The organism is Saccharothrix isguenensis (assembly GCF_052936305.1).
Map to the genome: position 1 here is coordinate 5,350,858 of NZ_CP193626.1, position 25,438 is coordinate 5,376,295.

24 protein-coding genes are annotated in these 25,438 nt (G+C 70.9%); 11 read left to right on the forward strand and 13 right to left on the reverse strand.

Annotated features, from left to right (window positions below; all coding sequences use genetic code 11):
- Nucleotides 1–45 precede the first annotated feature (45 nt).
- Together ACRAKI_RS23595 and ACRAKI_RS23600 are read right to left on the reverse strand one after the other, a co-directional pair.
- Entirely contained in the window at nucleotides 46–1,290 is a 1,245-nt protein-coding gene (locus ACRAKI_RS23595; protein WP_447002686.1) for an aminotransferase class V-fold PLP-dependent enzyme, read from the reverse strand.
- The gene (locus tag ACRAKI_RS23600) at nucleotides 1,287–2,045 is read right to left on the reverse strand and encodes a crotonobetainyl-CoA--carnitine CoA-transferase (RefSeq protein ID WP_447002687.1); all 759 of its coding nucleotides are present in this window, start codon (nucleotides 2,043–2,045) and stop codon (nucleotides 1,287–1,289) included. The genes ACRAKI_RS23595 and ACRAKI_RS23600 overlap by 4 nt, the downstream gene beginning before the upstream one ends.
- 107 nt (nucleotides 2,046–2,152) lie before the next feature.
- On the opposite strand from ACRAKI_RS23600, the gene ACRAKI_RS23605 reads away from it, so the two are divergent.
- The 5 genes from ACRAKI_RS23605 (at nucleotide 2,153) to ACRAKI_RS23625 (ending at nucleotide 6,800) form a co-directional block, all read left to right on the forward strand.
- Nucleotides 2,153–3,370 carry a DUF885 domain-containing protein gene (locus ACRAKI_RS23605; protein WP_447002688.1) on the forward strand — a complete coding sequence of 406 codons (1,218 nt, stop codon included), beginning with the start codon at nucleotides 2,153–2,155 and terminating at the stop codon, nucleotides 3,368–3,370.
- A 112-nt stretch (nucleotides 3,371–3,482) separates the two neighbouring features.
- Complete coding sequence (locus tag ACRAKI_RS23610; RefSeq protein WP_447002689.1) at nucleotides 3,483–4,205, forward strand: DUF899 family protein; 723 nt, start codon at nucleotides 3,483–3,485, stop codon at nucleotides 4,203–4,205.
- 15 nt (nucleotides 4,206–4,220) lie between these two features.
- The gene (locus tag ACRAKI_RS23615) at nucleotides 4,221–4,388 is read left to right on the forward strand and encodes a hypothetical protein (RefSeq protein WP_447002690.1); all 168 of its coding nucleotides are present in this window, start codon (nucleotides 4,221–4,223) and stop codon (nucleotides 4,386–4,388) included.
- A gap of 28 nt (nucleotides 4,389–4,416) precedes the next feature.
- A complete protein-coding gene (locus tag ACRAKI_RS23620) occupies nucleotides 4,417–6,144 on the forward strand; it encodes an ABC transporter substrate-binding protein (RefSeq protein WP_447002691.1) in 1,728 nt (575 codons plus the stop codon).
- On the forward strand, nucleotides 6,141–6,800 hold the full coding sequence (locus ACRAKI_RS23625; protein WP_447002692.1) for a hypothetical protein: 660 nt from the start codon (nucleotides 6,141–6,143) through the stop codon (nucleotides 6,798–6,800). Before ACRAKI_RS23620 ends, ACRAKI_RS23625 begins: the two co-directional genes overlap by 4 nt.
- Nucleotides 6,801–6,832: 32 nt before the next feature.
- Here ACRAKI_RS23625 and ACRAKI_RS23630 read toward each other — a convergent pair whose 3' ends face one another.
- The 6 genes from ACRAKI_RS23630 to ACRAKI_RS23655 form a co-directional block, all read right to left on the reverse strand.
- Nucleotides 6,833–8,017, reverse strand: a complete 1,185-nt coding sequence (locus ACRAKI_RS23630; RefSeq protein ID WP_447002693.1) for a DUF222 domain-containing protein — start codon at nucleotides 8,015–8,017, stop codon at nucleotides 6,833–6,835.
- Nucleotides 8,018–8,291: 274 nt separating this feature from the next.
- Entirely contained in the window at nucleotides 8,292–9,608 is a 1,317-nt protein-coding gene (locus ACRAKI_RS23635) for an ABC1 kinase family protein (RefSeq protein ID WP_447002694.1), read from the reverse strand.
- A gap of 13 nt (nucleotides 9,609–9,621) precedes the next feature.
- Entirely contained in the window at nucleotides 9,622–10,260 is a 639-nt protein-coding gene (locus ACRAKI_RS23640; protein ID WP_447002695.1) for a YncE family protein, read from the reverse strand.
- The gene (locus ACRAKI_RS23645) at nucleotides 10,260–11,153 is read right to left on the reverse strand and encodes a methyltransferase domain-containing protein (protein WP_447002696.1); all 894 of its coding nucleotides are present in this window, start codon (nucleotides 11,151–11,153) and stop codon (nucleotides 10,260–10,262) included. Before ACRAKI_RS23645 ends, ACRAKI_RS23640 begins: the two co-directional genes overlap by 1 nt.
- Before the next feature lie 128 nt (nucleotides 11,154–11,281).
- Nucleotides 11,282–12,484, reverse strand: coding sequence for a DUF6004 family protein (locus ACRAKI_RS23650; RefSeq protein ID WP_447002697.1), 1,203 nt, complete (start codon nucleotides 12,482–12,484; stop codon nucleotides 11,282–11,284).
- A 185-nt stretch (nucleotides 12,485–12,669) separates the two neighbouring features.
- Complete coding sequence (locus tag ACRAKI_RS23655; RefSeq protein WP_447002698.1) at nucleotides 12,670–15,159, reverse strand: ATP-dependent Clp protease ATP-binding subunit; 2,490 nt, start codon at nucleotides 15,157–15,159, stop codon at nucleotides 12,670–12,672.
- A 315-nt stretch (nucleotides 15,160–15,474) separates the two neighbouring features.
- Here ACRAKI_RS23655 and ACRAKI_RS23660 point away from each other — a divergent pair, with 315 nt between their 5' ends.
- Nucleotides 15,475–16,899 (forward strand): DUF6239 family natural product biosynthesis protein, encoded by a 1,425-nt coding sequence (locus ACRAKI_RS23660; RefSeq protein WP_447002699.1) that lies wholly within the window; start codon nucleotides 15,475–15,477, stop codon nucleotides 16,897–16,899.
- 18 nt (nucleotides 16,900–16,917) lie between these two features.
- On the forward strand, nucleotides 16,918–17,070 hold the full coding sequence (locus ACRAKI_RS23665) for a hypothetical protein (RefSeq protein WP_447002700.1): 153 nt from the start codon (nucleotides 16,918–16,920) through the stop codon (nucleotides 17,068–17,070).
- Here ACRAKI_RS23665 and ACRAKI_RS23670 read toward each other — a convergent pair.
- The 5 genes from ACRAKI_RS23670 to ACRAKI_RS23690 all read right to left on the reverse strand — a co-directional run bounded on the left by ACRAKI_RS23670 (nucleotide 17,022) and on the right by ACRAKI_RS23690 (nucleotide 20,948).
- Nucleotides 17,022–17,678 carry a winged helix-turn-helix transcriptional regulator gene (locus ACRAKI_RS23670; RefSeq protein ID WP_447002701.1) on the reverse strand — a complete coding sequence of 219 codons (657 nt, stop codon included), beginning with the start codon at nucleotides 17,676–17,678 and terminating at the stop codon, nucleotides 17,022–17,024. The genes ACRAKI_RS23665 and ACRAKI_RS23670 overlap by 49 nt on opposite strands.
- Nucleotides 17,679–17,766: 88 nt before the next feature.
- Nucleotides 17,767–18,684 (reverse strand): DUF1702 family protein, encoded by a 918-nt coding sequence (locus tag ACRAKI_RS23675; RefSeq protein ID WP_447002702.1) that lies wholly within the window; start codon nucleotides 18,682–18,684, stop codon nucleotides 17,767–17,769.
- Between the two features lie 139 nt (nucleotides 18,685–18,823).
- A complete protein-coding gene (locus ACRAKI_RS23680) occupies nucleotides 18,824–19,063 on the reverse strand; it encodes a hypothetical protein (RefSeq protein WP_447002703.1) in 240 nt (79 codons plus the stop codon).
- Nucleotides 19,060–20,064: a hypothetical protein gene (locus ACRAKI_RS23685; RefSeq protein ID WP_447002704.1), complete on the reverse strand. Its 1,005-nt coding sequence runs from the start codon at nucleotides 20,062–20,064 to the stop codon at nucleotides 19,060–19,062. Before ACRAKI_RS23685 ends, ACRAKI_RS23680 begins: the two co-directional genes overlap by 4 nt.
- A gap of 38 nt (nucleotides 20,065–20,102) precedes the next feature.
- Complete coding sequence (locus ACRAKI_RS23690) at nucleotides 20,103–20,948, reverse strand: SAM-dependent methyltransferase (RefSeq protein ID WP_447002705.1); 846 nt, start codon at nucleotides 20,946–20,948, stop codon at nucleotides 20,103–20,105.
- 92 nt (nucleotides 20,949–21,040) lie between these two features.
- Between ACRAKI_RS23690 and ACRAKI_RS23695 the strand changes: the two genes are divergently transcribed.
- From ACRAKI_RS23695 to ACRAKI_RS23710, 4 genes are all read left to right on the forward strand, one after another.
- A complete protein-coding gene (locus tag ACRAKI_RS23695; RefSeq protein ID WP_447002706.1) occupies nucleotides 21,041–21,763 on the forward strand; it encodes a class I SAM-dependent methyltransferase in 723 nt (240 codons plus the stop codon).
- Between the two features lie 4 nt (nucleotides 21,764–21,767).
- Nucleotides 21,768–22,700: an NAD-dependent epimerase/dehydratase family protein gene (locus ACRAKI_RS23700; RefSeq protein WP_447002707.1), complete on the forward strand. Its 933-nt coding sequence runs from the start codon at nucleotides 21,768–21,770 to the stop codon at nucleotides 22,698–22,700.
- 43 nt (nucleotides 22,701–22,743) lie between these two features.
- Nucleotides 22,744–24,177, forward strand: coding sequence for an NDP-hexose 2,3-dehydratase family protein (locus ACRAKI_RS23705; protein ID WP_447002708.1), 1,434 nt, complete (start codon nucleotides 22,744–22,746; stop codon nucleotides 24,175–24,177).
- A gap of 118 nt (nucleotides 24,178–24,295) precedes the next feature.
- Nucleotides 24,296–25,414 carry a nucleotide disphospho-sugar-binding domain-containing protein gene (locus tag ACRAKI_RS23710; protein WP_447002709.1) on the forward strand — a complete coding sequence of 373 codons (1,119 nt, stop codon included), beginning with the start codon at nucleotides 24,296–24,298 and terminating at the stop codon, nucleotides 25,412–25,414.
- Nucleotides 25,415–25,438 lie beyond the last annotated feature (24 nt).

Here is a 25,438-nt window from a genome sequence, read left to right on the forward strand (position 1 = left end):
CCTCCGTGTGCATGGACTCCGTGGGCATGGGGACCTCGGTCGGGGTCAGAGGAAGCGCTCGGTGGGGTGGTCGGCGGTCCACGGTCCGGGCTCGACCGTCTTCAGCGCCGAGCGGACCAGCTCGATCTCCTCCGGCGTGTTGTAGACGGCGAACGACAGGCGGACCGTGCCGACCAGACCGAGGCTGTCCAGGAACGTGCTGGCGCAGTGCACGCCGCAGCGGACCGCGATGCCGTGGGCGTCCAGGTGCCCGCCCACGTCGTAGGGGTGGATGCCGCGCACGGACAGGGAGACGATGCCGCACGGCGTGGCGCCCGGGTCGCCCACCACGTCCACGTGGTCCAGGTCGGCGACGGCCTCCAACGTGGCTGCGACCAAGCCCTCGTCGTGCGCCCGGATCGCGGGCCAGCCGAGGCCGAGCAGGTACTCCAGGCCCGCCGCCAGCCCGATCGCACCGGCCACGTCGGGCGTGCCCGCCTCGAACCGCGCGGGACCGGGGACGTACCGCACCGGCTCGGTGTGGCTGACGCCCTTGACCGTGCCGCCGCCCACCCGGAACGGCGCCATGTCGTCCAGCAGCTCCCGCTTGCCGTACAGCACGCCCACGCCCATCGGCCCGTACGCCTTGTGGCCGGAGAAGCAGTAGAAGTCGGCGTCCAGGTCGCGCACGTCGACCGGCAGGTGCGCGACCGCCTGCGCGCCGTCGACCAGCACGATCGCGCCGTGGCGGTGCGCCTCGGCGGCCAGCTCCCGCACCGGGTTGACGGTGCCGAGCACGTTCGACACGTGGGACACGGCCGCGATCCGCACCCGTGGCCCCATCGCGGCGGCGAACTCGGACCGCTCGATCCGCCCGCCCGGACCGACCGGCACGACCACCAGCTCCGCGCCGACCTCGTCGCACAGCCGCCGCCACGGCAGGAGGTTGCTGTTGTGCTCCATCCCGCTGACCACGACCTGGTCGCCACGGCCCACGACCCGCCTGCCGACGACGTCCGCGACGAGGTTGGTCGCGTCCGTCGCGTTCGCGGTGAACACGACCTCCTCCGGCTCACGTGCGCCGATCGCGTGCTGGACCACCGCCCTGGCGCCCTCGTAGCGGTCGGTCGCGGCCAGCGCGAGCCGGTGGTGGCCGCGACCGACGTTGCTGTTCGCGGTGCGGTAGTAGTCCATGATCGCGTCGAGGACGACCTGGGGTTTCTGCGTGGTGGCGGCGTTGTCGAGGTACACCGGCGCGTCCTCGCCGCGCAGCAGCGGGAAGTCGTCGCGCAGGGACAGCACCTGGCTCATCGTTCCTCCTCCGTGGTGAACAGGGCGGTGAACCGCTCCAGGTAGTGCCGGTCGAACGCGAACACCTTCTGCTCGGGGTAGGGCCGCCGGTCGGCGGGCACGTGGTCCGGGTCGTCCGGCGGGCGCAGCGCCCCGGTGGCGTCGCGCAGGTGCGGGCCGAAGAAGAACCAGCAGATCTGGCCCACCTGCTCGGTGAACAGCACCGGGTGCGCCGCCTCCGGGTACATCAGCATGTGCAGGTAGGTGGCCTTGAACTCGCCGCGCGGCCCGAAGCCGTTGTCGAACGCCACGTGCCCGATGACGTCGTGCACCACGCGGAACACGTCGTTGTGGCACAACCGCACGCCGTCGACCTCGACTCCCGAGAACGCCCGCATCGGGTGGTCGTCCGACGCGCCGCCCTCCGGTCCGTGGCCGTCCCTGGTCAGGTGCAGCTTCAGCAGCCGCGTGTCGCGCACCTCCCGGCGCAGCTCGGTGGAGTTCCGGTACGGCAGGCCGGCGCCGCGCCACGGCACGACCCGCAGCCCACCCGCCACCAGCTGGTCGAACTGCGCGCGGCTCTCGCGTTGCAGCACGTGGTAGCCCCGGGCCAAGTCCTCGTCCAGCGCCAGGGTCGGCGCCCGTTCGTGGACGTCCGCGACGTCGCGGCAGAAGTCGTGGTCGAGCCGGACGCGCAGCGCACCGGGGCGACGCACCAGGTCCACCATCGCCTCGAACACCGACCAACGCCCCCAGCTGTCGCCAAGATCCGACACGACCGTAGCAGTTGTTATATGTTACTAAAGCAGGTAAACGGGTGAAGTGGCCAGAGGCAGACTTCCACGGACATACGTTCATCAACGTATAACGGACCGGAGGGTCTATGGACGAGCCGGAAGTACGGGCCTACCTGCGGCTCGGCCTGCGCCTGGGCCGACTCGCGGACGGCTACGTGGACTGCTGGTTCGGCGACCCGGCGCTGCGCCGGCAGGTCGACGACGAACCCCTCCCGACACCGGCGGACCTCGTGCAGGAGGCCACCGGACTCCTCGACCGCGTCACGGACTGCGGCCTCTCGGCGGAGCGCAAGCGGTTCCTGCGCGCGCACGTCGTGGCGATGCGGTGCGCCGCGCTGCGGCTGTCCGGCGAGCCGGTGCCGTTCCACGCCGAGGTGCGGGCGTACTTCCAGGTCGACGCCGGGCTGGGCGACCCGGACCGCTACGCCGAGGCGCACGACGGCATCCGTGCGCTGCTGCCCGGCACGGGTGACCTGCGCGCACGGCTCGAACGGTTCCACGAGGCCAACACCGTCGGCCCCGAACACCTGGAACGGGCGGTGCGGGCGGTGTCCGACGAACTGCGTCCGCTGGTCCGCGCGCGGCACGGACTGCCCGAGGACGAGCACGTCCGCTACGAGGTCGTGCGGGACAAGCCCTGGCACGCCTTCAACCGCTACCTGGGCGGCTACCGCTCGCTGGTCATGCTCGACTCCCAGGCCGGCCGCAACCTCGCCGCCCTCCCCCTGCTCGCCACCCACGAGTCGTACCCCGGCCACCACACCGAGCACTGCTTGAAGGAAGCGGGACTGGTCGCGGAACGCGGGGAGGGTGAGCACGCGCTCGTGCTGGTCAACACGCCGCAGTGCCTGGTCGCCGAGGGCATGGCCGAACTGGCGCTGGACGCCTCGCTCGGCGACGGCTGGGGCGCGTGGACGGCGGAGGTCCTGGCCGGGCAGGGGATCCGGGTCGACGGCGAGCGGGTGGAGGCGGTGATGTGGTGGTGGTGGCAGCTGATGGGCGCGCGGCAGGACGCGGCGATCATGCTGCACGACCGGGGCGCGCCGGTCGACGAGGTGACCGACTACCTGGGCCGCTGGCTGCTGGTGCCGGAGCAGCGGGCCAGGCACATGGTCCGCTTCCTGACCGATCCGCTCTGGCGGGCGTACACCGTCAGCTACGTCGAGGGCAGGCGGTTGGTGGGCGAGTGGCTGGCGGCACGGCCCCGGGACGAGACCGTCGCCGACCGGTTCGACCGGCTGCTCCGCACCCCGACCCTCCCCGAGGACCTGCGCGGACAGGTCGACGTCGGATCACTCGATTGAGGCCGTTGTGGGCCGCCAGGCGATGTGCAACCCTTTGGCTGCACTTCCTCGAAGGCGGCGGTCGGCGCCCGATCGACCGCCCTTGTGCGACGTCACAGGAGGGTTCCACGCGATGAGCGGCACCGACGAGCAGGCCGTGCCACCGTTCTGGCCGGAGGGCGCCAGTGCGGAGCACCGGGCCGCCAGGGTCGAGCTGGCCAAGGCCGAACGCGCGCTGCGCGACCAGGTGGAAGCGGTCGCGGCGGCACGTCGGGCGATGCCGCCCGGACCGGTGCTCGGCGAGTACCTGCTGACCGAGGACGGTTCGGACGGCCCGGTCCGCACGCCGCTGCGCGACCTGTTCGGTGACCACGACACCCTGTTCACCTATCACCTGATGTTCGCGCCGGACGCCGACGAGGCCTGCCCGATGTGCTCGCTCTGGGTCGACGGGCTGCGCGGCGTCACGACGCACCTCGCGCGGCACACGGCGTTCGTCGTGATCGGCAAGGCGCCCCTGGACAAGCTGCGAGCCTGGGCCGACCTGCGGGAGTGGGACGGCGTGCGGATCCTGTCCAGCCACGGCACGACGTTCAACGCGGACATGAACGCCGAGTACCCGGACGGCTCCCAGCGGCCCATGGTGAGCGTGCTGCGCAAGGAAGGCGATGAGGTCCGGCACTTCTACTCGTTGCCGGCCAACCACTTCGACGGCTCCGAGCGCGCCATCGACCTGCTCAGTCCGGTGTGGAACGTACTGGACCTGCTGCCCCGGGGGCGCGGCGACTGGTACGCGGGCAACGACTACGCCGTCACCGACCGGGGCACCCGTACGGCCCCTTCCGCATTCAGTTGAACTTCATATAGCTTCATGAGGTCCGTCCTGTCGCACGGAGGGATCGACCGTGACTTCCAGCACCGGCTCCGGATCGCCGCACCTCCACCGCGCGGCCCGGACCGCACCCACCTGGTCGACCACCACGACGAGGTCGACCGCACGCTGAAGACCACGGTCCGACTCGCGGACGAGATGTCCTGACCGGCCCGATCCTGGAGGTCCCGAGCAGATGAGCAGCAGCGAGCCGCGGCAGGACGGAGTTCACCGGGGTGGCACGCTCCGGCTCTACGGGCCCGGCAGCATGGACCACGTGGACCCGGCGTCGGCCTACTACGCCCTCGGCCACCAGATCATCCGCCTGTTCGCCCGGCAGCTGTTCACCTACCCGGCGGTCAAGGACCTGAAGGACTGGCGCGCGATCACGCCGGTGCCCGACGTCGCGGTCGAGGTGCCGACCACGGACAACACCGGGCTGGCGGCGAACCACCTGACCTACTCGATCCGGCTGCGCCCCGGCGTGCTGTGGGACACGACGCCGCCGCGCGAGGTGACGGCGCACGACTTCATCCGGGGCTTCAAGCGGATGTGCAACCCGGTCTGCGGCGCGGGCGCGATCCGGTACTTCACCAGCACCATCCGGGGCATGGCGGAGTTCGCCGCGGCCTACGCGGAGGCGGTGCCGCACCCCGACGCGACCCCGGCCGAGCTGGCGGCGTTCCAGAACGCGCACGAGATCGAGGGCATCCGCGCGCCGGACGACCGGACGCTGGTGTTCGAGCTGGTGAAGCCGGCCTCGGACTTCCTGAACATCCTGTCGATGCCGTTCGCGTCGGCCGCGCCGGTGGAGTACGACGCGCTGGTGCCCGACGGGCCGGACTTCCGCCGCGAGGTGCGCTCCAACGGCCCGTACCGGCTGGTGGACTACGACCACGGCAGGTTCCTGCGGATGGAGCGCAACCCGTTCTGGGACAAGGCGACCGACGGCGTGCGCAACCAGCACGTCGACGCGGTCGAGGTCACCATGGAGCACGCGGACCCGGTCGCGGTCGGTCGGAAGATCATCGCCGACGAGGCCGACCTGTCGTGGGCGTCGCCGGTCACCGAGCCCTACGACGCCAACCCCACCGACCCCGGCAACGACCTCGGCTACGCGCTCAACCCGTACGTCGTGTTCAACACCGCGAGCCCGAACAACGGCGGCGCGCTGGCCCGGCCGGAGGTGCGGCGGGCGTTGGCGCACGCCGTCGACAAGATGGCGATCCTGGACATCTACGACAAGCTCGCGGCGGGCACCGTGATGCGTCCCGCGCGGTCGGCGATCCCGCCCGGCAACGACGGGTACGTCCCGTTCGACCTGTACCCGACGCCGGGCGACCGGGGCGATCCCGACCGGTGCCGCCGGTTGCTGGCCGAGGCCGGCTACCCCGACGGCCTGGCGCTGACGATCCTGCACCGGGACGTGGACGCCAACCCCGACGTCGCCAAGTCCCTCGCCCACGACCTGGAGCGGGCCGGGATCGCGGTCGACTTCCTGTCGCTGGGGCACGCCCACTACTACGCGTACCTCCAGGACCCGGCGCACGCCGAGGCGGGCAGCTGGGACCTGAGCGCGCCGTCGTGGACGCCCGACTGGTTCGGCGACAACGGGCGTTCGTTCCTCCAGCCGATGTTCCAGACCAACCGGAACCGGGGCACCAGCAACTACGGGTGCTACAGCAACCCCGAGGTGGACCGGCTGATCGAGGAAGCACTGGCGACCACCGACCACGAGCGGGCGTACCAGGCGTGGCACGAGATCGACGTGCTGGTCATGCGGGACGCGGCGATCGTGCCGGTCCTGGAGCACGCGCCCACCATCCCGCACTTGAAGGGCAAGCGGGTCCGCAACGCGATCCCGATGCCCACCATCGACCGGTGGTTCGACCTGTCGAACCTGTGGCTGGAGGAGGCGCCGTGACCACATCGCCCACGACCGTCCCGGTGGTGCGCTCGCTGCCGTCGCCAGGGGCGTACATGTGCGGCCTGACGTGGTCGGACGGCCTGCTGTGGCACTCCGACCAGGACGCCGGGCGGATCTGGGCGGTCGACCCGCGGTACGGCGACGTGGAGCGGGAGTTGGAGTGCTCCCGCGTCCGGGCGGACCTGACCTACCACGACAGCCTGCTGTGCCAGATCGGTGGCAGGCCCAAGCGGTTCGTGCTGGTCGACCCGGAGTCGGGCGAGGTCGTCGGCACCAAGCCGGTCGAGCCGGCGAGCGGCAGGCTGTGCGGCGCGGAGATGACCGCGGCCGGCATGTGGATGTGCCTGCGCGAGCCGGCCGTGCTGCAACTGCGCGACTTCGAGACGATGACGGTGCGGCGGGAGATGCCGATCGTGGGCACGCCGTCCGGCATGACCTGCGTCAACCGGACGGTCGTGTACGGCGAGTTCGAGACGGGCCTGGTGCGTGCCGTGGACACCACGACGGAGCAGGTCGTCGGCACGGCGCGGGTCGAGGGCCGGCCGACGGGGATGGCGTGGGACGGCTACAGCCTCTGGTACTGCGACTTCGCCGCCCGCCGCTTCAAGGCGATCCGGCTGGACGACGTCCTGCACGGCGACCGCTGGCTCTGACCGGTCGCCGGCGTCGCGGCGCCTCTGCCTGTTCACGCCGCGATGGGCAGGGGTGGTCGGTGGAGCAGGTTCTGCCGGGGCCTCTGGGCCGGGTCGACGTGTCGCGGCGGAATGAACGTCGGAACACCGCCGGTCATGGTGATCCGCCATCGTGAGTGGTGCACCAGCGTGTGATGCGCGCGGCACAGCAGAACGAGGTTCCCGAGGTCGGTGTCCCCACCCTCCGACCAATGCCGCACATGATGCGCGTCGCACCACTTCGGTGGCCGTGAACACCCCGGAAAAGCGCATCCCCGGTCCCGGGCGTGCAGCGCTTTGCGCTGCGCCACACTCACCGTCCGCTTCGTCCGACCCAGATCCACCACCTCGGAATCGCCACCCATCACGACCGGAATCACTTTGGCGTCGCACGCGATCCGCCGCGCCTGCGCCGCACTCACATAGCGGTCCCCGTCGAGCACCGCGTGCCCCACCCCACGCCGCAGCGTCTCCACATCCACCGTCACGCTGATGTGCGGACGCTCCCCGGCCTCGGACGGCAGGTCACCCGACCGCGACGCCAGCGACACCACATCCGCGAACGCCTCACCCAACCGATGCGCCCGATCCTTCGGACCCTCCGGACGCGGCACGGACAACGGCTCCAGCATCGCGGTGAACCGCGCCCCGGACTCCGCCGACAACTCACCCCGGAACTCCACCCGCCCACCCGGCAGACCCCGCACGTACAGCACATCCGCAGGCTCCGCCGCCGGTTCATCCAGCTCGTCCACCGCGTCCTGCTCCACCCGGTCCCGGATGCGGTCGGCGAGCTGCCGGACCACCTTCGGCTCCACCGACCGCGCCGCCTCGACCAGAACCTCCTCCGACCAGTCCGGCAGCTCCAGCGTCCCGACCGCCCGCGTCAACTCCCGCAGATGGCCGTCCGCCAGCTCACCTTCCACCAACGCGGCACCGGCAACCGGGCACAGGGGCGGCAATGGCTGCCCGGTCGGCGTGACCGACGGCAGGAACAACCCCACCTGCGCCACCCACTGCTTCACCTCCGCCGGATTCGCCCGCACCAAGGCCCGGTACGAATCCAGGTCGTACCCGCAGCGCACCACCTCGGCGAGCAATTCCAACCGCCGCCGGTGCAATGCCCGAATCGACGCTTCAACCTCCGCAACGGCGGCGAACACGTCATCCTCGGTCAACAACACCGGCACAACACCCATACCCAGAACAATAGTCGAACAAGCATTCGCACATCATCACCCGAGCAGGTATGGGAAACGGCCGATAATGCCACGATCCGTCATCGGCCCGCACGGACGTGTGAATTCGACCTCACGGCGATCCCCAGGTTTCCGGCAAGGTCGTTTGTGCTGTTCCGGTGCTGGGTGTGGGGCGGGCACGGCGCTCTGGTTGATCATGTGAGTGCCCGTCTTGTCGTCTTCCCTAACGACTTCGCCGGAACCCTGACGGCGAACCCACTTCCGAAACAACACATCAACGAGAACCGAACCGGCCCTTCATCAGCACCGGCCGGGCCAGCGCCTGGAAGTCGACGTCCGGGTCCAGCTCGCGGATGGTCCCCTCGATCACCAGCAGCGACAGCAGCGGGAAGATCAGCTCCGGTGCGGCGTGGATGCCGTGCCGCCGCTGGAGGTCGAACATCCCGGTGGCGAACGCGATCAGGCTGAAGTCCCGCGCCGGCAACCCGTGGCTGCGCCGCACCAGGTCCGCCATCCGGGCCAGGAACCCGGCCACGTCCGCGTCCGGCCCGACCTCGGCGGAGCTCTCCACCACGATCGCGGCGCACTTGTCGCCGTCGCCGATGGCCATGTTCATGAAGAAGTCGGCGAACAGCAGCCGCAGCCGCTCGCTCAGCTGCACGCTGAACCCCGCGTCGAGCACCACCACCTGGGCGGACTCGGTGAAGTACAGGTTGCCGGGGTGCATGTCGCAGTGCACGAAGCCGTTCACGAACAGCATCTCGTAGATCGCGGTGAGCCCGGAGGAGGCGAACTTCCGCCGCGAGGCGTCCGAGCACCGGGACGGCGCGCCGATGTCCAGGCCGTGGATGAACTCCATGGCGATGCACCGCGGCCGGCACGCCGCCGGCACCACCTTCGGCACCCACACCCGGGGCACCACGGACAGGTCCGCGCGCAGGCGGTCGAGGCTCGCCGCCTCCCGCTCGAAGTCCAGCTGCCCGAGCACCGCGTCGCACATGCCGGCGACCACCGGCATCACCGGAACACCGCGGAGCAGCGGCAACCGGGCCATCAGCGCCGCGCCCCGCCGCATCAGGTCCAGGTCCTGCCGCATCACCCGCTCGATCCCGGGCCGCCGCAGTTTCAGCGCCACCTCACGACCGGACGTCAACCGGGCCTTGTAGACGCACGCGACGCTGCCGCTCGCCACCGGCTCGTAGTCCACCTCGGCGAACAGCGCGTCCAGCTCGGCGCCGTAGACGTCGGCCAACGCCTCCCGCGTCTCGGCCGCCGTCAGCGGGGTCACCGAGTCCTGCAACGTCGCCAGCTCGTCGCACAACGCCGGTGGGAGCAGGTCACGCCGGGTGCCCAGCACCTGCCCGGCCTTGACGAACGTCGGCCCCAACCGCATCAGCAACGCCACCAGTCGCGGCCACGCCAGCCGCTGCGCCGCCGCGCGCCCCCGCACCACCGCCACCACGAGCCAGGCCAGGCCGACCGGCGCCAGCACCGCGGCGGTGAGCAGGAGGACGCGGGCCGCCCGCAGCACGAGCGCGACCGTCCCGGGCGGCTCGTCCTCGCGGCTCGTGCGCACGAGCACCACGGGCATTCCCCTCCCTGGTTCAGGTCTTGTCGACTCCGGGCACCTCGATCGCCCGCAGCTGCAACGTCGTGTAGTCGCAGTACCAGATCCGGGTGCCGTCCCAGGTGATCCCGGTCGGGTTGCCCGCGACCGAGAACGACGCCATCTCGCGGCGCTCCTCGATGTCCACCACGTTGATGGTCGACGTGGCGTGATCGGCGTACACCAGGTAGCTGTCCGACACCGTCACGCCCGCCGGGCGCCCGGACACCGCGATGCTGTCCAGCAGCTGGAAGCCCTCGTAGGCGCGCAGGTCGATCCGCCGCAGGTCCTCGTACCCCATCCAGACACCCTCCCGGGTGGCCTCCAGCCCGCTCAGCAGGTTCCCCGGCCGCGGGTTCGGGATCTCCCGGATCGGCTGGGCCGTGTCCGGGTCGATCACCAGCAGCGCCCGCCGGTCGCCGACGACCTGCACCAGGTGCCCGCCCATGGTGGTCAGGTCGGTGCGCACCTCGGGGCACGGGATGCGGTGCTCGATCTGGCCGCTGTACGGGTCCAGCGCCATGATCTGGTTGGACACCGCCTCGGAGAACAGCAGGAACTCCCCCGTCCACGTCAGGCCGCACAACTTCAGCGCGCGGACGGGGATGTCGCGCACGGTGCCGGCCGAGAACGGCATCACTTCCCCCTGACGATGCCGCAGTCCAGCCGCCAGGCGGTGGCGTCACGCACCTGTCCACGCCCACGCGGCACGTCCACGGCCACCTTGATCTCGTCGCCCGCCGCCACCGCGGTGTGCCGCAGCGGCCACACCCAGACCGCCCAGTTGCAGCCGGGGTACGACGGGTAGTTGGACAGCGGCTCGCCCTCGGCCAGCTCGGCGGTGAAGTAGCCCATGACCGCTTGGAGGCAACCGTCGCGGCGGACCGGCAACCGCACCTCGCGGTGCGGCCTGCTGGTCGACGCGGGCGCGATCGGGTCGTCGGAGAGCACGACCGGGTCGGTGAGGAACCGGGGCTCCCGCTGGAAGAAGTGCAGCTGCGGCTGCGGTTCGACGAACTCCTGCACCGAGTCGAAGCGGTAGCCGGGCACGACGTCGCCCCACATGCCCCAGCCCTCCTCGTCGAACTCGATGGCGGCGAGGTGGGTGGTGAGCCGGCGCGGCACGATCACGCCGCCGGGGCGCAGGTTGCGCCGGGCCACGGACCCGAGGACCTCCACCATCTGCTCCTCCGGCCCCAGGTTGCCCATCATCTCGGACACGATCACGTCGACCGGCTGCGGCAGCCTGGCGGTGCGCGCGTCGCCCTGGACGAGGGTGACGCGGTGGCGCAGGTCGTTGTCGGCGACGATCCGCTCCGCGACGGCGGCCATCGCCGGGTCCGCCTCGACGGCGTAGACGTGGTCGGCGCCGTGCTTCAGGGCCAGCATGGACAGCACCAGCGTGCCGGCGCCGACGTCCGCCACCACGTCACCCGCCGTGACGACCGACGCCAGCGCCCGGTCGTACGCGTCCAGCCGGGGGCGGTCCGCGAGCATCACCTGGTGCATCAACAGAAGCCGTTGGTCCATGGGCGCCTTCCCCCGGAAAAGGCGTTCCTCCCGAACAGGTCGTCCGGGAGGAACGGTGAACGTGTCCCGAAACAGTAGCTATGTCAAACTCAACTAAAGCCAGTTTCGGGTCGTACTGTCAAGCGGTCTCAGATGTTGACGGCCGCGTGCTCGCCGACGAAGGCGTCGCGCATGACCAGCTGGACGCCGGTCAGCCGGGCCTTCACCTCGTCGGACGTGGTCACCATCGGCGCGTCGGCGCCGCTCATGGACAGCTCGGTGCCGGTGGCCTCCATGTCCTTCAGCTTGCCGCTGACGTGCACCGGGTTGGCCGCGTACAGCGTGGCGCTCGGCGTCACCAGCTCGAACTCGGCGTCGAGGTGCAGGTCACCCGGGAACTTCACCCGGCTGAGGCTGTCCTCGTTGCCCTGGCCCAGCGTGCCGCCGGACACCCGCGGCCAGCTCGCCCGCAGCATGACCCGACCGCCGAGCTCGGGGCTGTGCCCGACCACGGCCAGCCGCGCCATCTGCGCCAGCACGCCGTTGCCCTCGGTGTGCTTCTCGGGGCCGAACAGCAGCAGCTCGGTGCCGGCGGCCTTCTTGTGGTCGCCGGTCAGGTCGATGGAGACGGTCTTGCCGTTGACCTCGACCTCGATCCGGCCCTCCAGCGACACCTGCATGATCATGGAGGGGTCGACCAGCATGGACATGCACGGGCCCGCGCTGGCGGCGAAGAACACCGTCGGCGTGAGGCCGACGGGCTGGTTCTCGTCGTCGGCCGGGTACCACGCCTCGGGCAGGGTCGTGCCGCGGACCACGTTCGGCGCCTGCACGACGTCGAAGGGGCCGTCGCCGCGCGGCTTGCCCAGGTACGGACCGGTGAGCGGCTTCTTGAACGGCGGCACGCTGTCCACCACACCGTGGATGTCGATCACGTTGCGGTGCGCGAGGCGCAGCGTGCTGGTCTCCAGGATGCCGAACCGGCGGATGTAGAACTCGGCCGGGAAGTTCTTGCCCGGCACGATCTGGCGCACGTGGCCGGTGTTGGGCAGGAACGGGTTGGACAGCACCTGGATCCGGTCGTCCAGCTCGTAGCTGAAGCCCTTGATGCCGACCTCGGGGGCGCTGATGAGCTCGGTGTCGAACTCGGCGTACCCCTTCTGGTCCACCCGGTGCTCGAAGCCGGGCATCGGCCACTTGTTCAACTGCACGAAGCCGGACAGGTTGATCGTCTCCCGCCGGCCCGAGTAGTAGTCGTCGCCGAAGACCACGGTCGCCGCCGCGAGGATGTGCGGCCGGATCGGCTTCGGTTCGAGGTTCAGCGACTCGTAAGTCTCCCGGGGGTTGCTCACTGCATTACCTCCAGAGTCCGTCCCGCTTCGAAGGATGTGGGGGGACCAGCCACAGGACCAGAACGCTATAAGTTTCTATAGCCGTTGTCCAGGATCATTCAGGGCCGATCCATCCGTCCGGCGCCCTCGTGCGGGCAGGCCGAAGCGCCCGTCACCCGATCGGATGGCGGGCGCCCGGGGGTACCTCACTCGACCGCCGGCACCAGGTCCACCGGGGAGGCCGCCCGGCCGGTGAAGGTGAACGCCGCTTCCTCCACGAGGGACTCGTTCACGTCGACCACGACGACCTGGCCGGCGGTGATCTCGCCGAACAGGATCTTCTCCGACAGCTGGTCCTCGATCTCGCGCTGGATCGTGCGACGCAGCGGCCGGGCGCCGAGCACGGGGTCGAACCCGCGCTTGGCCAGCAGCATCTTCGCCTTGTCCGTCAGCTCGATCGCCATGTCCTTGTTCTTCAACTGCGTCTCGACGCGGGCGATCATCAGGTCCACCATCTTGATGATCTCGTCCTGGGTGAGCTGGTGGAACACGATGATGTCGTCGATCCGGTTGAGGAACTCCGGCCGGAAGTGCTTCTTCAGCTCGTCGTTGACCTTGTTCTTCATCCGCTCGTAGTTGGACGCGGTGTCCTGACCCGAGGTGAAGCCCAGACCCACGGCCTTGCTGATGTCGGAGGTGCCCAGGTTCGAGGTGAAGATGATCACGGTGTTCTTGAAGTCCACCGTCCGACCCTGGCCATCGGTCAACCGGCCGTCCTCCAACACCTGCAACAGCGTGTTGTAGACCTCCTGGTGCGCCTTCTCGATCTCGTCGAACAACACCACCGAGAACGGCTTGCGCCGCACCTTCTCCGTGAGCTGCCCGCCCTCCTCGTAACCGACGTAACCGGGAGGCGCGCCGAACAGGCGCGACGCGGTGTACCGGTCGTGGAACTCGCCCATGTCGATCTGGATCAGCGCGTCGTCCTCGCCGAACAGGAAGTTCGCCAGCGCCTTCGACAGCTCCGTCTTGCCCACGCCCGACGGGCCCGCGAAGATGAACGACCCCGACGGGCGCTTCGGGTCCTTCAACCCCGCCCGCGTGCGGCGGATCGCCTGGCTGACCGCCTTCACGGCGTCCACCTGGCCGATGATCCGCTTGTGCAGCTCGTCCTCCATGCGGAGCAGACGCGTGGTCTCCTCCTCGGTGAGCTTGAACACCGGGATCCCGGTCCAGTTCGCCAACACCTCGGCGATCTGCTCGTCGTCGACCTCGGCGACGACGTCGAGGTCGCCGTCCTTCCACTGCTTCTCCCGCTCGGCCTTCTGGCCCAGCAGCGTCTTCTCCGCGTCGCGCAGCTTCGCCGCCCGCTCGAAGTCCTGCGCGTCGATCGCGGACTCCTTGTCCCGACGCACGTCGGCGATCTTCTCGTCGAACTCGCGCAGGTCCGGCGGCGCGGTCATCCGGCGGATCCGCATCCGCGCCCCGGCCTCGTCGATCAGGTCGATCGCCTTGTCCGGCAGGAACCGGTCGTTGATGTACCGGTCGGCCAGCGTCGCCGCCGCCACCAGCGCCGAATCGGTGATCGACACGCGGTGGTGCGCCTCGTACCGGTCCCGCAGACCCTTCAGGATCTCGATCGTGTGCTCCAGCGACGGCTCGCCGACCTGGATCGGCTGGAACCGACGCTCCAGCGCCGGGTCCTTCTCCACGTACTTGCGGTACTCGTCCAGCGTGGTCGCGCCGATCGTCTGCAACTCGCCCCGCGCCAGCATCGGCTTGAGGATCGAGGCCGCGTCGATCGCGCCCTCCGCGGCGCCCGCGCCGACCAGGGTGTGGATCTCGTCGATGAACAGGATGATGTCGCCGCGGGTGCGGATCTCCTTGAGCACCTTCTTCAGGCGCTCCTCGAAATCACCCCGGTACCGCGACCCGGCCACCAGCGAACCCAGGTCCAGGGTGTAGAGCTGCTTGTCCTTCAGCGTCTCCGGCACCTCGCCCTTGACCACCATCTGGGCCAGGCCCTCGACCACCGCGGTCTTGCCCACACCGGGCTCGCCGATCAGCACCGGGTTGTTCTTGGTGCGCCGCGACAGCACCTGCATGACCCGCTCGATCTCCTTGGTGCGCCCGATCACCGGGTCGAGCTTGCCCTCCCGCGCACTCGCGGTCAGGTTGCGCCCGAACTGGTCCAGCACCAACGACGACGACGGGGTGCCCTCACCGCGGCCACCGGACTCCGCCGGCTCCTTGCCGCCCGAGTAACCCGACAACAGCTGCAACACCTGCTGACGCACCCGGTTCAGGTCCGCGCCCAGCTTGACCAGCACCTGCGCCGCGACACCCTCGCCCTCGCGGATCAGACCCAGCAGGATGTGCTCCGTGCCGATGTAGTTGTGCCCGAGCTGCAGCGCCTCGCGCAACGACAGCTCCAGCACCTTCTTCGCGCGCGGGGTGAAGGGGATGTGGCCCGAAGGGGCCTGCTGACCCTGGCCGATGATCTCCTCGACCTGCTGGCGGACGCCCTCCAGCGCGATCCCCAACGACTCCAGCGCCTTCGCGGCGACACCCTCACCCTCGTGGATCAACCCCAGGAGGATGTGTTCGGTGCCGATGTAGTTGTGGTTGAGCATCCTGGCCTCTTCCTGGGCCAGGACAACCACCCGCCTCGCGCGGTCGGTGAACCTTTCGAACATGTGCCCACCCTCCAAAAGACAGATCCCGCATTGGTATTTTATCGTATAGTTATTTACCGGACCGGTCGAGGCTTCACAGGGTCACGGCCTGGCGTGGACGGCCCGCACTACACCGGACGGCTGCCGCAGCTACCCGCCGACGGCGGCCCGTAGTACGGTCAGCACAGTTCAGCTCGCTATAGCGACCATCACACCGGGCACCGCATCGGATCCACTCGGCCCAGGCAGCCGCCGAACCACCGATTCGGCCGCGACCGTCAGGGGGACCGTCCTTGCACACGACGCGGCTTGGCAGGCGGCGCCGGGGGAACTCCCGTGTCCGCCCTCGTTGACGCGCTCCTCTCGACCCAGCCCGGCCACGGCCACCCGCCACCGGTGGAAGCCGTCACCGGTCTCGCCCCGCCCGTTCTGCTCGCGCTGCCCTTCGCCGCCGGTTTCGCCCTGCTGCGCCCGTTCGTCGCCGCGCCCGGTCGCGGGATGCGCGAACTGGTCCCGACCGCCACGGCCGGCGCGGTGCTCTGGGAGGCCTTCCGGCTTCCCGACCACACACCCCGTCTGCTCTCCCTGGCCTTCACCGCCGTCCTGGCGTTCCACGACGCGTGGTTCGGCCAAGGCGGATCGGCGGAGGTCGCCGTCCTGTGCGGGTTCACGTGCCTCGCCTGGTACCCGCTGTGCTCCACCCGGTCGCGCGGCGGCACCACCGTCATCCGCTCCACCGCCGCGGTCCTCGCGCTGGCGCTGATCGGCGGCGTCGCGCAGGAGGCGATCACCGACGCCAACGGGCCGAAGCCCGGCGTCCCGGTCCTGGCAAGGATCACCGTGGCCACGACCGCGCTGGACGTGGTCATCGTGCCGCACCTCCCAGGTCCCAACCTCGTCCACGTCGCACCCGCCCGGACCCTGCCCGTCACGTCCGACATCGACACCGCCACGACCGGCGCCCGACCGGGCACGGACGGCGAATGGGCCGTGCTCAACCTGCCGGCGGTGAAGTCCACGCTGCACCTGGGCGACAGCCAGGTGCCGGTCGACACCGGCGACACGGTCGCGGACGGGCCGGACCTGACCGGCGCGGACGGGCCGGAGTGCGAAAGCGCCCTGCTGGGTGCCCTGATCGGGAAAGCCACCGCACGGCGCGACACATCCCCGTGCCCGGCCGAAGCCCTCACCGCCCACGACGCGGCGGCCCTCCGCACCGTGCCCGCGTTCCTCGCCGGTCGCGGACAGCGGACGATCTCCCTCGTCGCCGACGACTCCCCCACGTCCCGCGCGGCCGAGCGGACCGTCCGGGAAGCGGCCGAAGCCCACGGCGTCGGGATCACGGACGATCCGACCGCGCCCGTCGTGGTGGTCTCCGGGTGGCAGGCCGCCGCCGCGACCGTGGCCGCCGTGGCCGCCGGCGACCACCCCGCCCAGGGCAGCTACCTGGCGCCCTGGCTGGTGACTCCCCCGCTGCTCAAGCCACCCGCGGGCCAGGTCGTGCCGCTGGCCTTCACCCCGACCGACGAGTCCCCGATGCGCTACCCGTACGCACTCGCCGACCAATCCCCCGGCGCGGCGCCCAGCACCTCCGGCTACCAAGCGTGGCTGCGAGCACAGGGCGGTCAGCCGGCCACCACCGTGCGGCTCCACGCCGCGAGCACCGCCACCATCCCGGGAAGCAGCCACCACGACCACCGCCCGTCGTGGCTGCCCGGCGGCGCCGTCCTACCCGTCACCGGCCCGCTCGACACGGGCTGACACAAGAGGAGGAACACCATGGCACCGGTCCACGACGAGTCGTCCTATGTGGAGCGCCTGGCCGAGGTGGAGTCGGTTCTGCACGAGGAAGAACCGGACGTGCCGACGGAGCCGGGCGCCGATCAGACCAGGCCGAGCATCCGCGTGCACCGCTGGATCGCCTCGGGCTGACCCTCGATCGACACCCGCCCGGTGGCGATCGCGGCGAACGGCGTGATCAGGCGTGCGCCGATGCGGACGAACGTGTCCGGGTCGCTGGTGATCACCAGGTCCGGCTGCTCCGCCTGACCGCGGCTGAACGCCACCTCGCCCGCCTTGACCGCGATCGTGAACGCCTGGTCGCCGACCCGGAACTCGTACACCTCGTCGATGTCCGGGATCTCCGTCTCGACGACCATCGCCTGGACCGCCAGGAAGCCCCACTCCGGGCGCACGACGCCGGTGCTCGCGGACTCGTCCAGGAACGACAGGCCCCACTTGGTGAGCGACAGCACGGGCCCGGACAGCTGCCGGCCGAGCTCGGTGAGCTGGTAGAACTTGCCGCGCCCGTCACCGGGGACGGGCACCTGCTCGATCACGCCGTGCTCGGTGAGCGTCTTGAGCCGTTCGGCGAGGAGGTTCGGGCCGATGCCCGGCAGGTTGTCGATCATCTCGTTGAAGCGGGAAGGGCCGATCAAGAGCTCCCGGATCACCAGCAGGGTCCAGCGCTCACCGATGACGTTCATCCCGGCGGCCAGTCCGCAGAACTGCCCGTAGTCCCGCTTGCCGACCACTGCCACCCCTAGAGCTCCGCCGACGGACAGGTCGGCCAAGACTAGCAACGACGGTGGCGGACCAGCTGTATTCCACCCGGGTGCGCGCAGCCGGTCACCGGTCGCCGCGGTCGATCAGGGTGCGCAACCGGGCCTTCCACTCCAGGTACGCGTGCACGTCACGCGACCCGAGCAGGTCCGCGCACGTCTCGTCGGTCCAGCGCGACGCTTCTTCCACCGTCACGCCCGCCACCTGGGCGCACGCGTCCCGGGTGTGGTCCGGCACGATGCCCGAACGTGCCCGCGCGCCGACCGCGAAGACGACGCCCTGGGCGAAGTAGGACCGGTGCGGACGGGACAGGTCCAGCAACGCGGCCCGGCCGGCTTCGTCAACCGCACCGGCATAGGCGCAGGCCAGACCGACGCCGCTCCACAGATGCGGACGTGCGGCGGCCGGGGCGCGCTCGATCACCCCGGCGACACCGGCCGGGTCGGCGGACTGCACGAACCACAATGCCCGCCCACACCCCGCCAGCCGTGCCTGCCACACCGGCCCCGGAGTCCGCCCGGCCCGGCGCAGCAACGCTTTCACGCCGCCGAAGTACACCTCGCCGAACCCGTTGCCGTCGAGCCCGAGCCAGCGCAACAACGGGGTGGACGGCAGCCGCACCACTCCCGGCACGCGGGCGGCGGTGAACAGCCAACCGGCGCCGACGTGCACCAGGTGCGTGTACCGGTCGCCCGGCCCGTCGAGCAGCCGCCGGACGGCACCGGCCCGACCGGCAGTGGCCAGGTCGAGCAGCCCGGCGAACATGGCCGCGCCCTCGTACGCGAATCCGCGCTCCTCTTCGGCCACCTCGCTGAGCGGCTCGTGCGGCGCACGCCACGACCGCACGGCGAGGTTGAACCCACCGAGGAAGTTGCCCGCGTGCCGTTCCAACACCGCACGCTCCGCGGGCCGGTCGACCCGGAACCCACGCCGGGCGAAATCGGCCATCGACAGCGGCAGCCGCAGTCGCGCGAGCGCGTTCATCGTGCCGGGTGATGACGTAACCGGGCTCGAACGCTCCACGACTCCCCCAGGCCAGGAATAATGTATTAACCTATAGTAATTCCTACCAGGTCTGCCGATGTCAGGCCAGAGGGCGCCGGCCCCTCCTTCGTGACGCGGTTCAGCGCCTCGGGGCCTCGGACACGGCGAACAGGACGCCGTGAGGCCGGACGAAGCCGGTGGCGCCGTGCGGCCACTGGTCCCGGTTCATCTGGACGCACGGTGTGCCGGTGTGCTCGTCGCGGAACGACGTGTCCTCCGACAGCGTCCCGTCGCGTGCCTGGTTGATCATGCACACGCGGTGGTCGCCGTCCAGGCCGACGGCGGCCACGAAGTAGTTCGAGACGGCCGGCCCGGTCACCTTGTCGGTCTCCCGGACCTTGCCGTTCGGCAGCCGCTCGAACGTGTCCAGCGTGCCCCAGTGCGGACCGACGCCGACGCCGGCCGACACGGCGTCCCGGATCGGCAGCGCGTCGACCAGCTTCGCGCAGTCCGGTTCGAAGCCCCGCGCTCCACCTCGGCCAGCTCGTCCACGGAACACGTCGTCTGGTCTCCCGACGCGATCGGGTCGCGGATGTCGAGCACGTACACCATGCCCGGCTGCTCCTGCCGCGGCAGGAAACCGTTGGTCGCGCAGGGCAGCACCGGCAGCGCGGGCACGGACGGGCACGTCACGGCGTCCTCCGGCGCGAGGGACGCGGCCGGGAGTTCGGCGAGGGTCTTCCCCCGCGTGTCCAGCCGGACCACTTCCCCCGGCGTGCCCGTGAAACCGTTGCCCTGGCGCACTTCGCCAGTGGTGTAGGTGCACGGGCCAGGCACGTTCGGCCCGCCCATGTAGGTGCCGTACGCCGTGCCGTCGCGGAGCACCGCGAAGGCGTCCGGCGCGGTGCCGCAGGGCGTGTCCATCGGCAGGTTGACGCCGGTGATCCGGACGAGCGGCAGCTCGTCGACGTCGAGGACGAACACCGTGTCGCTGAGGATGCCGCCCGCGTAGAGCCGCTGCCCTGGTCTCCAGGTGTACTGGAGGTGGTGCGGTTCGTTGCCGGACTGCGGGCCGACGGTGGCGGTGTTGACGACCTTGCCGTACGTCGGCGAGTCCGCTGACGCGTCGACCACCGCCAGGAAGTCCGGTTCGGCGCCGTCGGCGGCCCGCGTGCCGCCCGACCACACGAGCAGCCACTCGTGCGACTTCCACCGGTCGCCGTAGCCGACGAGGTGGTTGGTCACGGTGTAGGTCCGGCCGTCCGAGCCGACCACGCTGGTCGGCACCACGCGGACCGGGTCGGCGGAGGCGGACGGGGTGAGGAGGGCGGACGGGAGCAGGACGACCGCGGCCACCCGGCCCACTGCGGTTCTGAACACGGGGCACCCCATTGTGCGACGACAGGCGGATTCGCGGGTCAGCCGCGGTCCTTCGCCCGCCGCTCGGCGGAGAGCAGCAGGTAGCCGGGTTCGCCGACGTCCAGGCACTCCTCGAACACCGAGATGAACGCGTCCAGCATCCCGGGGCCGTAAACGGGTTCCAGTTCGGCGCGCTGCCGCTGCACGGCGAGCACCATCTCGCGGTGGTGGCGATCGGTCTGGCGGGTGATGTCCAGGTATTCGGTCAGGTGGAACCCGCCCGCGCGCAGCAGCGGCGGGTAGTCCTCGACCATGAGCAGTTCGCTGTTGAGGGCGAGCCTGCGATAGGCCTCCACGGCCGCCAGCCGCCTGCCCTCCAGCGGCTCCTTGACGAAGAAGTCGGTCAGCACGAACCGCCCGCCGTCACGCAGCACGCGCCCGAGGTGGCCGAACACCCGTGGCAGGTCGGGCATGTGCACGATCGACTCGATGGCCAGCACCGCGTCGAACGAGTCCTCCGCGAACGGCAGGTCCAGCGCGTCGGCGACTGCGAAGCTCACCAGGTCCGTGAGCCCTTCCCTCGCCGCACGGGCGCGCGCCTCCTCGACCAGGGACGGACTGGTCGCCACGCCGACCACAGTGGCGCCGGTGGTGCGGGCCAGCCGGACGGCGGGCATTCCCAGCCCGCACCCCAGGTCGAGGACCCGGCTGCCGGGGCCCACGCGCAGCCGTTCGACCATCATGTCGGTCAGCCGGTCGGTGGCCTCCTGCACGGTGCTCTGGTCGTCCGGCGAGTCCCAGTAGCCCAGGTGGACGTTGACACCGACCAGCCGGGTGATCAACGGGATCGCGTTCTCGTAGAACTCCACGACCTCGTCCTTGGTCGGTGTGTACGACGAGACCATCCGGATCCTCCCCGAGAGCTGTGGCGACGCAGTCCAAGGCCAATGACTTTAGGAACCTATACTGTTTCCTCGCCGAGTGCTAGCTTCACGCGGTGACCACCGGGTACCGCGACGGCTACGCCGAGGTCTACGACCGGGTCATGCGGACCAGGGGACGCGACCACGCCGCCGAGTCGCGGGCGATCGTCCGACTGGTGCGCGACCACGACCCGGGCGCGCGCCGCCTGCTGGACGTGGCCTGCGGCACCGGGCTGCACCTGCGGTTCCTGCGGGAGGAGTTCGACGTGACGGGAGTGGACGTCTCGGCGGACATGCTCGCGGTCGCCGAAGCCGGGGTGCCGGGGCTGCGGACGCACCGCGCCGACATGCGCGAAGTCGACCTGGCGAGCCGTTTCGACGTGATCACCTGCCTGTTCGCCGTGCCGCACCTGCGTTCGGCGGCCGAGTTGGAGCTGACGGTCGCGCGGCTGGTCCGGCACCTGGCGCCGGGCGGCGTGCTGCTGGTCGAACCGTGGTACGCGCCGGAGGAGTTCATCGAGGGGTACGTGTCGCGAGACGTGATCGAGGAGCCGGAACGCACGACCGTCCGGCTCTCGCACTCCACCCGGCTCGACGGTTCCCGCATCCGGATGGTGGTGCACTACGCCGAAGCCCACGCCGTGACCGGCATCCGGCACTCCACCGACACGTTCGACCTGACCCTGTTCACCGCACCGGAGTTCGAGAACGCCTTCGCGGCGGCGGGGTGCGTCGCGGAGCACGTGCCGGCCACGCCGTTCCGGTGGGGGCTGTGGGTCGCCCGGCAGCGGGGCTGAAGCAATGGCCGGCGGCCGAAGGGTCCTCGTGCTCGGCGGCACCGGGTTCGTGGGCACGCACGTGGTCACGGCGTTCGCCGCGGCCGGCTGCCACGTCTCCGTCGCCGCGCGACACCGCCCCGAAGGTCTCGCCCACCACTTCATCCCGGTGGACCTCACCACCGCGGGGGACGCCGCGCTGGCCGACCTCCTCGCCGCCGATCGCCCGGACGTCGTGGTGGACGCCACCGGCAGCAGCTGGGGCCTGTCCGCCGCCGAGATCACGGCCCGCTGCGCCGGGGTGCCACGGCGTTTGACCCACGCCCTGGCGCGGACCCGCCGCCGACCACGCCTGGTCCACCTGGGCTCCGTGCTGGAGCACGGCCACCCCCCGCGCACGCACTACGGACGCGCCAAGCTGGCCGGAACCGCCGCCGTGCTGTCCGCGACCGCGGCCGGTGACGTGGCCGGTGTGGTCCTGCGGTTGGCGAACGTGATCGGTCCCGGACTCCCCCGCGGCAGCCTGCTCGGCCGGGTGGCCGACTCCCTGCTGACCGCCACCCGATCCCCCGCCGTGGTGCGGTTGTTCCCCTTGGTGGCCGAACGGGATTACGTCGACGTGCGGGACGCGGCGGAGGCGGCGGTCGCTGCGGCGGACGCCCGAGCCGTCGGCCGGGTGGTCGACATCGGCCGCGGTGAGGCGGTGTCGGTCCGATCCCTGGTGCGGTTGCTGGTGGAGGTGAGCGGCGTCCCGGCGACGGTGGTGGAGCAGGAGGCCCTGGTGCGGGACTGGCGTTCCCAGGTCGGCTGCACGCGGGTGGACCCCGGTCCGGCACGGGAGGTGCTGGGGTGGCGGGCGCACCGGGAGCTGGACGACGCGGTGCGCGCGTTCTGGCGCCACGTGGCCGACGGACCCGGGCATGGTCGCCAACCACGCCCACCTGTTACTGTCGATTAGTGTAGTTATCTGGTGAGCAGTGCCCGACGGAAGCGGGGAGGTCATGGCCGGAGGCTCCCTGGCCGCCCGAACCCGGCGGGACCGGGCGCTGGCGATCGCCGAGTCCGCGTCCGCGATCCGGGAACCCGAGTCCGACGCGGTGCGGCGGTGGCTCACCGCACCGGGACCGGCGTCCCGGATGACCACGGACATCGTGCCGCTGGCCGCGCTGAAGGGGTGGCGCCGCGACCCCGTGTCCGGCGACCTGCACCACGAGAGCGGCCGGTTCTTCACGGTGCAGGGCCTGACCGCCGAGATCCCCGGCGCACCCGTGGACCGCTGGAGCCAGCCCATCATCAGCCAGCCGGAAGTCGGCATCCTCGGCCTGCTGGCCCGTGAGGCGGACGGCGTGCTGGAGTTCCTGGTGCAGCTCAAGCGGGAACCGGGCAACCACAACGGCGTCCAGCTCGCACCCACCGTGCAGGCCACCCGCAGCAACTACACCCGGGTCCACGGCGGCCGGAGCGTGCCGTTCCTGGAGTTCTTCCGCGATCCGCCGCCGCACGGGCTGCTCGCCGACGTGCGCCAGTCCGAGCAGGGCGCCTGGTTCTTCCGCAAGCGGAACCGCAACATGATCGTGCTGACCACCGCGCACGTCGACCCGCCGGAGGAGTTCCGCTGGCTCACGCTCGGCCAGGTTCACCGGCTGCTGGCCGAGGACGACCTGGTGAACATGGACGCCCGGACCGTGTTGTCCTGCCTGCCCTTCGCGGGCGCCGGTCTGACCCGGGACGTCGACGGCGGTTCGGGGTTCCGAGCCGCACTGGTCCGTTCGTGCGACGAGGACGAGGAGTCGAGGCACACCACCGACGACCTGCTCATGTGGATCACCGACGCGCGCACCCGGCACGAGATCCGCACCAGCCGCGCTCCGCTGGACGGCCTGCCGCACTGGCGGCGCACGGACGAGAAGATCAGCCACGAGAGCGGGTTGTTCTTCGACGTGGTCGGCGTGGACGTGCGGGCGGGCAAGCGCGAGGTGCTGCGCTGGTCCCAGCCGATGATCAGGCCGCACGGCCAGGGCGTGGTGGCGTTCCTGGCCAAGCGCATCGACGGCGTGCTGCACGTCTTGGCGCACGCCCGCGTCGAACCGGGCTATGTCGACGTCATCGAGCTCGCGCCGACGGTGCAGTGCACCCCGGCGAACCTGGCCTGCCTGCCCGCCGACGCGCGGCCCCCGTTCCTGGACGAGGTGCTGGCCGCCGGGCCGGAGCGGATCCGGTACGCGGCCACGCTGTCGGAGGAGGGAGGCCGCTTCCACCACGCGCGCAACCGCTACCTCGTGGTCGAAACGGACATCGAGGACGCCGAATCGGGTGATTACCGCTGGGTCGCCCTGCACCAGCTCGCGGCGCTCGTGCGGCACAGCCACTACGTCAACGTGCAGGCGCGGAGCCTGCTCGCGTGCCTGCACAGCCTGTTCGGCGGCCCGGCGTGAGCCGACCGGCATTGCCCGAGTGATCCATCTTCGCTATATTCGCTGATAGTATTCGTGGCCCCAGCGCCACGCTGATCAGGGGATACGCCCACACCTCGACCGCAGACTGGGGTGGATCATGCGCGTGCTCTTCGTGCCCGCACCCGCCATCGGCCACGCCTTCCCGCTCGTGCCGCTGGCGTGGGCCTTCCAGTCCGCCGGGCACGAGGCGGTGTTCGTCACCGGCGGGGACGGGCTGACCGTGGCGAACGCCGGCCTGCCCGTGCTCGACGCGCTGCCGGGCCGGACCACCGGCGAGATGCTGGTCGGCTTCGCCGAGGCGCTGCCGCACCTGTTCGCGCCACTGGAGGGCCGGCCGCTGGAGACGATGAACGGCCGCAAGCCGCACATCGTCGCCGCGTGGGACCCGTACGTGGACGCGCACGTGGCCGTCGCCGCACGGGTGCGGCCCGATCTGGTGGTCTACGACCCGATCTTCGCCGTGGGCGCGGTGGTGGCGGCGGTGCTGGGCGTGCCCGCCGTGGCGCACGCCGTCACGATCTCCCGCTATGACGCCGACCTGGTCCGCGAACTGCCCGGCGCGGTGTCGCTGCGGCGGTACGGCCTGGACGCGCCGGCGGTGATCCGGAGCGTGGACGTGGCGCCGCCGAGCCTGGCCGAGGGCGTCGCCCCGGACCTGGTCATGGGCCACGTGCCCTACAACGGCTCCGGCGTGCTCCCCGACTGGCTGCTGGACCCGCCACAACGGCCGCGGGTCGCCGTCACCTCCGGGTCGATCTACGGGACGCGGGCGTTCATCGGGCGCGCGGTGCGGATCGCGGCGGCGGACCCGGAAGTGGAGTTCGTCGTCACCCTCGGGGACGGCGTCCCCGCCGACGTGCCGGACGACCTGCCGCCCAACCTCCGGCTGACCGGCTGGGTGCCGCTCAACGCGCTGCTGCGGACGTGCGACGCGGCGATCCACCACGGCGGCGACGGCACGCTGCTGACGTGTTGCGCCCTGGGCGTTCCCCAGCTCGTGCTGCCGAACGCGCCGGACGAGATCGTCAACGCCGAGCTGCTGGGTGCGCGTGGTGCGGCGCACGTGCTGGACGAGCGCGACCTGGACGTCGACGCCGTGCGGGAGCTGCGGTCGGACGAGAAGCTGCGCCGGGTGGCGGAGGAGCTGCGCGCGGAGATCACCGCCATGCCGTCGCCCGCGCGGGTGGTCGCGCACCTGACCCGCAACGGTATCTGAACCTGTAGCAGGACACGACGAGCG

Excerpts from the sequence above, each read along its gene's own strand:
- ACRAKI_RS23595 (WP_447002686.1), bottom strand. The coding sequence starts at position 1,290 with ATGAGCCAGGTGCTGTCCCTGCGCGACGACTTCCCGCTGCTGCGCGGC.
- ACRAKI_RS23605 (WP_447002688.1), top strand. The coding sequence starts at position 2,153 with ATGGACGAGCCGGAAGTACGGGCCTACCTGCGGCTCGGCCTGCGCCTG.
- ACRAKI_RS23610 (WP_447002689.1), top strand. The coding sequence starts at position 3,483 with ATGAGCGGCACCGACGAGCAGGCCGTGCCACCGTTCTGGCCGGAGGGC.
- ACRAKI_RS23615 (WP_447002690.1), top strand. The coding sequence starts at position 4,221 with ATGAGGTCCGTCCTGTCGCACGGAGGGATCGACCGTGACTTCCAGCAC.
- ACRAKI_RS23620 (WP_447002691.1), top strand. The coding sequence starts at position 4,417 with ATGAGCAGCAGCGAGCCGCGGCAGGACGGAGTTCACCGGGGTGGCACG.
- ACRAKI_RS23630 (WP_447002693.1), bottom strand. The coding sequence starts at position 8,017 with ATGGGTGTTGTGCCGGTGTTGTTGACCGAGGATGACGTGTTCGCCGCC.
- ACRAKI_RS23635 (WP_447002694.1), bottom strand. The coding sequence starts at position 9,608 with ATGCCCGTGGTGCTCGTGCGCACGAGCCGCGAGGACGAGCCGCCCGGG.
- ACRAKI_RS23640 (WP_447002695.1), bottom strand. The coding sequence starts at position 10,260 with ATGCCGTTCTCGGCCGGCACCGTGCGCGACATCCCCGTCCGCGCGCTG.
- ACRAKI_RS23645 (WP_447002696.1), bottom strand. The coding sequence starts at position 11,153 with ATGGACCAACGGCTTCTGTTGATGCACCAGGTGATGCTCGCGGACCGC.
- ACRAKI_RS23655 (WP_447002698.1), bottom strand. The coding sequence starts at position 15,159 with ATGTTCGAAAGGTTCACCGACCGCGCGAGGCGGGTGGTTGTCCTGGCC.
- ACRAKI_RS23665 (WP_447002700.1), top strand. The coding sequence starts at position 16,918 with ATGGCACCGGTCCACGACGAGTCGTCCTATGTGGAGCGCCTGGCCGAG.
- ACRAKI_RS23675 (WP_447002702.1), bottom strand. The coding sequence starts at position 18,684 with ATGAACGCGCTCGCGCGACTGCGGCTGCCGCTGTCGATGGCCGATTTC.
- ACRAKI_RS23690 (WP_447002705.1), bottom strand. The coding sequence starts at position 20,948 with ATGGTCTCGTCGTACACACCGACCAAGGACGAGGTCGTGGAGTTCTAC.
- ACRAKI_RS23700 (WP_447002707.1), top strand. The coding sequence starts at position 21,768 with ATGGCCGGCGGCCGAAGGGTCCTCGTGCTCGGCGGCACCGGGTTCGTG.
- ACRAKI_RS23705 (WP_447002708.1), top strand. The coding sequence starts at position 22,744 with ATGGCCGGAGGCTCCCTGGCCGCCCGAACCCGGCGGGACCGGGCGCTG.
- ACRAKI_RS23710 (WP_447002709.1), top strand. The coding sequence starts at position 24,296 with ATGCGCGTGCTCTTCGTGCCCGCACCCGCCATCGGCCACGCCTTCCCG.